This is a genomic window from Paenibacillus sp. FW507-14B1B (assembly GCF_058781425.1).
The window spans coordinates 893,690-902,333 of sequence record NZ_JBYSWS010000001.1 but is presented as its reverse complement, the minus strand read 5'-3'; the positions used below and the strand labels follow the sequence as shown (position 1 = coordinate 902,333).

Sequence of the window (8,644 nt, the reverse complement as noted above, 5' to 3'; positions counted from 1 at the left end):
GGGTTATCCTTAGGTAGTCTTCTGACTTTTTTTGTCTAGTAATACATATGTAAAGCACATTGTTAAAGGAGGAGTTTGATTTGAAAAATAATAAAAAGGTATTCATGTGGTTACTTTTTATATTTGTACTATGTGCCCTACCTTTCTTATATTATTCTGAAGAATATCATATTGAGAATAATGAGAAGTCGATACAGACAAATTTAACAAAATGGTTAAATCGGGGGAGTGGCGGAGAAATGAGCCCTCACGTGAAAGAAATTGTGAGGTTGGGTGCTTCAGATACCTATATTACTTTATTTCAGCTAGAAGATCACCGTATTGGCTATGCTCAGATGATTATGGGATGGAATGGCAAGTTGAAGATTGGACAATCAGGATATGGAACCAATGAAGTATCCTATCGCAATATAGACACGAATCAAGGGATGTATGGAGTTGTAATTTCTCAAGATGAATTATTCATCAAGTTTGAGAAACTACCAAAGGATTTAAAAGAAACTTATCCTGCCCGTATAACTTGCTATGATCAATATAATAATGTAATTTAGTTGACCGCCTACCGACATTTGGCGGTTTTTTTGCAAATCATATCTACCATATATCCTAATCTTTGGTAAAATGCTAAGTAAGCAAGTTAGGATGATAAAAATAATAAATATTTCCATTTTTTAGTTTGGGTCATAGACATTATAACGTTTGATTTGATATATTGTTTGTATATTTAGTTAAAGTTGTTATAATCAATAACAAGCTAGAATAATGGGGCAGACTGGAAGTGAGTTAAGATGCAATCCAAGAATAAGCCGTTGTACATGATTATTTTGGAGGACTTGAAAGCCAGGATATTAAACGGTGAGTTTAAAGCGGATCAGCAGCTTCCAACGGAAGTGGAGTTAGCTGAGCAATCAGGCGTAAGCCGAATTACATCTAAGCGTGCACTGATCGAATTAGAGAGAGAGGGTCTAATTTACAGGAAACGGGGTAGCGGCAGCTACGTAAAGAAGCAAGATAATGAACATAAACTTCCAGAATTCACAACTATGCATTCAATGTCGAATCCGAATCCCATTATCTCTATGATCTTGCCATATCTAGCAACGAATGAACTAGAATATATCCAAGGAGCCTCAGAATATTTGGACTCAATGGGGTATTATTTAAGCATTCATTACAGCAATTGGGACAAGAACAAAGAGAAGGAGCTTTTACTAAGAGTTCCGAAGATTGGTTCAAGAGGTATTATATTATATCCAATGAGCACGATGATTAACATCGATGTTTTGAATGCGCTTTATTGGAATAATTACCCACTCATCATGATTGATCAATACATAGAAAGTTTGCCGGTTACAAGTGTCGTTTCAGATAACTTGGAGGGTGGATATCAGGCAACCAAGAAGCTCATTGATCTTGAACATAAGCGAATAGCATTTATATCAAGCATTAGCATAGAGTATCGAAGTTCAGTTAGAGATCGTTATCAGGGTTATTGCAAAGCGCTTCGAGATCACCATCTTCCTGTGGACCCGGAGCTGATCATTACCGATTTTTATGAAGAAGCAGATGAACAAGAGGATAAGAATGCGTTTTATAAATCTATGATTTCGCGTCTGATGAGCATCGGAGTTACAGCCATTCAAGTAGAGCATGATCATTTGGCTGTAGATTTGTTACGTAGTGCTTTAGACATGGGGATTCGAGTTCCGGATCAGTTGTCTATTGTTGGATTTGATGACCATATGATATCCCGTCTTGTAGAGGTTCCCTTAACAACGATATCACAAGATTGTAAGGAGATCGGTCGCCGAGCAGCTGAGCTCATTGTTCAGCAAATCCAGAGTCCAGATAAGGCAGCTCAGCAGATAACAGTACCTGTTTGCTTAATCGAACGAGGTTCGACGTCATCTCCAAGTCTATTTAACCTCGTACCTACACAGAGAAAATAATAAGCTGGAATTTCTATAAAAGTATAAAGATTTAAAGCTGTTCCTTCACAGGAACAGCTTTTTTAATTGTAAATGTAAGCATTTTCGGAATAAAAGGTATAATTATTTACACAATATTGAAATTAGGTATATTCACTATTTACAAAGAAGATTTATCCAATTATAATAGCTCCTATGAGTGGTGTATTAGATATACTTAATACATAATATGTAGCAACAGGTATACCATTTTATTTTTTTGTCTTTGATGTAAGCGCATTCTTAACAGGCGCATTTTTGCGCGAGAAGGGGTGGTATGTTTAACTAGAGTTCTGTTAACTAGGACTTAACGCAATTAAAGCTTGTTAAAAATTAAATCTAATAGAAAAATGGGGGTTTTACAGGTGAAGAAATTCAGATTACTTCCTATGTTGCTCATCGTTGTACTGATGACTTTTATGATCGCTGGCTGCTCTGGCGGTGGTGATAAGAACAATGCATCACAAGAACCAGCTACGGATACTCCGAAAGAGGATACAGCAGTTAAAGATCCTGAACCAGCTGCAGAAGATGAAGTTAAGTATGATCTTAAGGGTGAAACGATCCGAATTGGTGTTTGGTACGATGATGCTGACCCAAGATTGGTTGCAGAGAAAGGTCCTGCTGAAGAATTGCAGATCAAATTGATTGAAGCAGCAGAGAAGAAATACAACGCTAAGATCGAATACGTAAAGTTCGGTGATTATGGTAAATACATTGAGAACTTTACAACGACTTCACTTTCCGGAACTCCTTTTGCAGATATCGTTCTGCTTGAATTGTTCTGGGCCTTCCCAACAATGGTCAACAAAGACTTCATTCAGCCTGTGGACGATATCCTCGATCTGAATGATCCGAAATACACAGCTTGGATGAAGGCGGGTGGATCTTATAACGGTAAGCAGTACGGTATGACAGATTCATCTCCATCTCCTTACGGTTTCTTCTATAATAAAACACTAGTTCAAAAACTTGGACTTGAAGATCCTTATGAACTTCAGCAAAAAGGCGAATGGACTTGGGATAAATTCCGTGATTTTGCTAAAAAAGCAACGAAAGATACGAACGGTGACGGAAAGACGGATATCTACGGTGTAGCGGGCGCTTACGGAACGATGGACTTCTTGACTGAGCAATTTGTTTACACAAACAAAGCTTCAGTAGATAAGAACGAAAATGGAGAAACAGCATTCTCCCTTGATAGTGAAAATGCAATCCAGGCGCTGCAATTCGTATCTGATCTTTACAATAAAGACAAATCGATTATGCAACCTATACCTGAGAATGCAAGCAAAGAGTTTATTGCAGGTAAAGGTGTCATGTACGGTGCATTTAGCTGGGAGCTTAGCGGTCTGTTAGAAAGCATGCCAAACCAAGAACTTGGCTATGTGTTCTTCCCGAAAGGACCTAAAGCAGATAAACATGTTACATACACTCCATTTGCGAACATGTTCATGGTTTCTAAGTACTCTAAGAATGCTGAAGTAGCTGTCAAAATCTATGATGAAATCAGTCTCCATGAAGAAGGAAGAAAACTTTCCAAGCAGAGCTGGGAAGCATCTTATCCAAATAAAGAGTCACTCGATACAAGAGGACAAATGGCTGAGAGCATAGAGTATATTTCTTATTATGCCATTCCAGACGGCGGGGACTTATTCAAAAGTGTAGTTAAAGATATTACAACAGGTAAAATTTCTCCAGCAACAGCAGTAGATAAAGTTAAACCTCAGTTTGAAGCTAATATCAAGAAAATGCTTTCTGAAACCAAATAACTGTAGGATAGAAACTCTAGATGCGTACCCCTATTCTTCATGATGGAAAATAGGGGTATCTCTTAGAGAGAAGGGGTGGGTCCAATGCGGAAACCAATCATGAAAGTAGCACTCGTACTGCTTTTGTTGATTATTGCAGCTGGCCTGTTTTTTTCCTTTAGAGGTGGAGCAACTCGTGATTCTGCAGATTCCATTTCTCAAATACCACCTGAGCTTGACCTAACCGGCATTGGGGGGACGCCTAAGAAGGGCGGTTATGAGGAATATTTAAGCAAATTCACAGACGTCAGTTCCTCCGTGGAGAATGTCATCATCGAAGGGGAAGATTTCAGCAAGGTAGATGGCATGAAGACCACAGTATTGGAAGATTACAAAGGCAGACAAGGAAAAGCACTTCTCACGGAAGAGACGGGTTCCGTTTCTTGGGATGTACAGATTAAAAAAGCTGGGCTTTACAATATTAGAATGGATTTTTATAGCGAGGCAGGGAAGTCCTCCGACATAGAACGCGAATTACAAATAGATGGCAATATTCCTTTTAATGAGGCGAGAAGCTTCATTTTTAATCGTATTTGGGGTAACGAGAAAAATACGTTTGATCGTGATGACCGAGGAAATGATCTCGCTCCGAATCAGGTTGAGACTCAAATGTGGAGAAGTGAAGCATTTAGGGACTCAACAGGCTTTTATCAGGATCCTTTCCTATTTTACTTTTCGGAAGGCAAGCACACCTTGACCTTAACTTCTGTACGAGAGCCGCTTGTCATCGATCAGTTGATATTGTCTCAGGAAGAACTGACGCCTACATACGATGAAATAGCGAGTAATTATAAACAAGACAGACTTAACTCATCTGAGGATGTCTTCATAAAACTACAGGCTGAAGAGACATTGTATAAATCAACACCAAGTCTACTTCCTTATAATGATCGTTCCAATCCTGCCGTAGAACCATTCCACGTCTCCAAACTACGGAATAACGCGATGGGTGGGTACGCGTGGAGATTACCAGGGCAATGGATCGAATGGGAATTTGAAGTTCCTGAAGATGGACTGTACCAGATTGCACTCAAGAATCGACAAAATTTCTTAAGAGGAATGTCATCACTCCGTACGGTTTATATTGATGGCGAGGTTCCGTTTAAAGAACTAAAATCGTATCCTTTCCCGTATAGTGCAGATTGGCAAACGCAAGTCATTGGCAAGAGTAATACAGAACCTTATCTCTTTGAATTAGAGAAGGGCAAACACACGATACGGATGGAAGTTACGCTTGGAGATATTGCACCGATTCTTAGATCTGTCGAATCTACCATTCTAGAGCTTAACTCTATGTATCGGACAATCATTAGTTATACGGGGACGGTTCCGGATCCATTTCGGGACTATAACCTAGAGCAGCGTATACCGGAGATGACAGAGCTGTTCAGTGAAACGAGCGAACGTCTCTATAACATTGCGAAAGCGCTAGAAGGTCCTTCTGGGAAAAGTGATGATAAAACTTCGATCATTAATACTGTGGCATATCAACTAAAAGATATGGCAGATAATCCGGAGACTGTTCCTTCAAGGGTAGAAGCATATAAAGCGAATGTGGGTGCACTGAGTTCTTGGATGCTCACCATCAATGAACAACCGCTATCGTTAGATTATCTTATTGTAAGCTCCCCAGGTGCTAAGCTTCCAAAGGCTAAGGCTGGGAAGTTCGATAAGTTTGTTACAGATACAGAAGCATTCTTAGCATCTTTCTATGAGAATTATGATGATTTCTCTGCGGATCAAGATGACAAGAAGAGTGTTACTGTGTGGGTTACATCGGCTCGAGACCAAGCCCAAGTGATTAAAAAATTGGTCGATGATCAATTCACCGCAAAGACGGGAATTCATGTCAATCTGAAGCTCGTCGCAGCAGATGTTATTCTTCCATCTACGGTAGCAGGTAAAGGACCCGACGTTGCGATCCAGATCGGAAGCGACTTGCCGGTGAACTATGCCAGCCGGAACGCACTTCAGAATTTGTCTGAATTTAGCGACTTTAACACGGTGAAACAGCGATTCAATGAAAGCGCACTGGTGCCTTTTGAATACCTTGAGAATTATTATGCTCTTCCAGAAACACAGACCTTCCCGATGCTCTTTTACAGAAAAGACATATTGGAAGATGAGCTGAAGCTAGAAGTTCCTCAAACCTGGGATGATGTCTATGCGATGCTACCTGTATTGCAAAAAAACAATTTGCAATTTGGACTCCCACAACGACCGCTTGATTCGACGGGGAATGAGACAGCTAATACGAACATTGCGACTTTACCCATTAGCCCGGCTTTGATTATGTTTTTATATCAAAATGACGGGAATATATTCAAGGATGGCGGGATGTCGACCGACCTCGATTCTGAAGTAGCTATGAAGCAATTTAAGCAATGGACCGACTTCTTCGTGAATTATAAAATTCCGATTGCAGCAGATTTCGCTAACCGTTTCCGTACAGGAGAGATGCCAATCGGTGTTGTAGATTACACGATGTATAACAAGCTAAATGCCTTTGCACCTGAGATTAAAGGCTTATGGTCCTTTGCTCCAGTACCGGGAACGATGACGCCAGATGGAGAGATTCATAGAGAAGTGGGTAGTAGTGGATCAGCCTCAGTCATGTTCAAGAATGTAAAGGATAAAGAATCCGCTTGGACTTTCTTAAAGTGGTGGACTGAGAAAGATACACAAGTTGCCTTTGGTCGTCAAATGGAAATTCGAATGGGGACGGCAGCAAGATACCCAACTGCGAACAAGGAAGCATTAGCAGAATTGCCTTGGCCTACACAGGATTTCCTTAAACTCAAAGATCAAATGCAGTGGGCAAGAGGGATTCCGGAAGTACCGGGTGGATATTTGACTGGCCGGAACATCGACAATGCATTCCGAAGAGTTGTCGTTCAAGGCGAAGACCCGCGTGAAACGCTTGAGAACTATGTTCGAATTATGAATGAAGAGATTACGCTGAAGCGTAAAGAATTTAATCTTCCCTATGAGAAATGAGGGATCTAGAGTGAAACAACAGATCGCAGAGAAACCGGTTGTTACTGGGCTTCAAAAGCCCGGTAAGCGGAAGCCGAATCAGATGCTCCGCAGTAAATGGAAAAGTAATATTGGTTTAATGAAGAAAAACAGACATGCATACGTGTTATTAGCACCTTATTTTCTATTGTTCTTTACCTTTACAGTCATTCCAGTATTGTTATCACTTATTCTTAGTTTTACAAACTTCAATCTATTAGAAGCGCCGAGCTTCATAGGTTGGCAAAACTACGCAAGACTATTTGTTCAGGATGATGTGTTTCTCATCGCATTGAAGAACACGATATTATTCGCAGCGATTACAGGACCAATCAGTTATATTGCTTGTTTCCTGTTCGCTTGGCTTATTAATGAATTGCCACCGAAACTTCGTGCACTTCTAACGCTTGTCCTATATGCACCATCTATTGCGGGCAATACCTATTTAATCTGGACGTTATTGTTCGCAAGTGATTCATACGGTTATGCGAATTCATTTTTAATGAATTGGGGCTTTATCCAGGAACCGATTCAGTGGCTCCAAGATACAAGGTTTGTTCTCATGATTCTGATCTTGGTTCAACTCTGGCTCAGCTTGGGTACGGCATTCCTGGCGTTTATCGCAGGTCTTCAAAATGTGGACCGTACATTGTATGAAGCGGGAAGTATCGATGGAATTCGTAACCGTTGGCAGGAACTGTGGTTCATTACACTTCCAGCGATGAGACCTCAGCTGATGTTCGGAGCCGTCATCCAGATTGCTTCGGCGTTCTCTGTTGCAGAGATCTCCATCTTCTTGGTCGGATTCCCAAGTGTGGATTACGCTGCGCATACCATTGTTACGCATTTGGTCGATTACGGTACGATTCGTTATGAAATGGGCTATGCTTCCGCGATAGCTACTGTACTGTTCTCCATTATGCTTATGACCAATTTGATCACACAGAAGCTTCTTGGAAAAGTAGGTGAGTAGGCCATGAAAATAGCTTTTAAAATGCCCAAAAGACTGAACCGGTCCTGGGGTGTGGACTTGATTTTGTTCATACTGCTTGGCGGGGTAGCTGTATTCATGTCGCTACCATTGGTGTTTACGATTAGTAACGCGTTTAAGCCACTTGATGAAATTTTTACATTTCCACCAAAGTTCTTTGTTCGGAACCCAACATTCAAGAACTTTACGGACTTGGTAGGAATCTTCAGTGATTCTTGGGTTCCGTTCTCAAGATATGTATTTAATACTTTCTTCATCGCGATCGTTGGTACAGTTGGACACGTTCTCCTTGCTTCAGCTGCTGCTTATCCGCTCGCAAAAACGCAATTTCCTGGAAGAAAGATTCTGTTCAGCATTGTCGTACTATCGCTCATGTTTACGGCATATGTAACCCAAGTTCCCAATTATATGATCATTTCATACTTGGGAATGCTCAATACTTACTGGGCAATCTTGCTTCCTGCATTCAGTATGACTCTTGGTCTCTATCTCATGAAGCAGTTCATGGAGCAAATTCCAGATGCACTATTGGAGGCTGGAAAGATAGACGGAGCAAGTGAATATCGAATCTTCTGGCAGATTGTCATGCCGATCGTAAGACCGGCTTGGTTAACACTCATTATTTTTTCTTTGCAAAATCTTTGGACCAACGGTTCAGCTACGAGCCATAAGTTCATTTATAGTGAACAGCTCAAGACGGTGGACTATGTATTCGGTCAAATCGCAAGTGGTGGTTTGGTCAGAACGGGACCCGTGGCAGCCGTAACATTCTTGATGATGCTAGTTCCGATTACGGTGTTTATTATAACGCAGAGTAGCATCATTCAGACGATGTCCACATCGGGTCTGAAGGAATAACA

General features: G+C 40.8%; 6 protein-coding genes. All 6 read left to right on the top strand.

The annotated features are described in order from the left end of the window. Positions 1–80 precede the first annotated feature (80 nt). Positions 81–551: a hypothetical protein gene (locus tag AC3WJJ_RS04235; RefSeq protein WP_492538295.1), complete on the top strand. Its 471-nt coding sequence runs from the start codon at positions 81–83 to the stop codon at positions 549–551. Positions 552–788: 237 nt separating this feature from the next. Then, positions 789–1,949, top strand: coding sequence for a GntR family transcriptional regulator (locus tag AC3WJJ_RS04230; RefSeq protein ID WP_492538293.1), 1,161 nt, complete (start codon positions 789–791; stop codon positions 1,947–1,949). Between the two features lie 383 nt (positions 1,950–2,332). Further along, positions 2,333–3,739, top strand: coding sequence for an ABC transporter substrate-binding protein (locus AC3WJJ_RS04225; RefSeq protein ID WP_492538292.1), 1,407 nt, complete (start codon positions 2,333–2,335; stop codon positions 3,737–3,739). Between the two features lie 84 nt (positions 3,740–3,823). Beyond that, positions 3,824–6,775, top strand: a complete 2,952-nt coding sequence (locus AC3WJJ_RS04220; RefSeq protein WP_492538290.1) for an extracellular solute-binding protein — start codon at positions 3,824–3,826, stop codon at positions 6,773–6,775. Positions 6,776–6,857: 82 nt separating this feature from the next. Further along, positions 6,858–7,766: a carbohydrate ABC transporter permease gene (locus AC3WJJ_RS04215; protein ID WP_422661438.1), complete on the top strand. Its 909-nt coding sequence runs from the start codon at positions 6,858–6,860 to the stop codon at positions 7,764–7,766. Positions 7,767–7,769: 3 nt separating this feature from the next. Continuing rightward, positions 7,770–8,642 (top strand): carbohydrate ABC transporter permease, encoded by an 873-nt coding sequence (locus AC3WJJ_RS04210; protein WP_422660922.1) that lies wholly within the window; start codon positions 7,770–7,772, stop codon positions 8,640–8,642. Positions 8,643–8,644 lie beyond the last annotated feature (2 nt).

What these genes read in the sequence shown, in the direction of transcription:
- AC3WJJ_RS04210 (WP_422660922.1), top strand. Translation starts at nt 7,770, where the DNA reads ATGAAAATAGCTTTTAAAATGCCCAAAAGACTGAACCGGTCCTGGGGT.
- AC3WJJ_RS04215 (WP_422661438.1), top strand. Translation starts at nt 6,858, where the DNA reads ATGCTCCGCAGTAAATGGAAAAGTAATATTGGTTTAATGAAGAAAAAC.
- AC3WJJ_RS04230 (WP_492538293.1), top strand. Translation starts at nt 789, where the DNA reads ATGCAATCCAAGAATAAGCCGTTGTACATGATTATTTTGGAGGACTTG.
- AC3WJJ_RS04220 (WP_492538290.1), top strand. Translation starts at nt 3,824, where the DNA reads ATGCGGAAACCAATCATGAAAGTAGCACTCGTACTGCTTTTGTTGATT.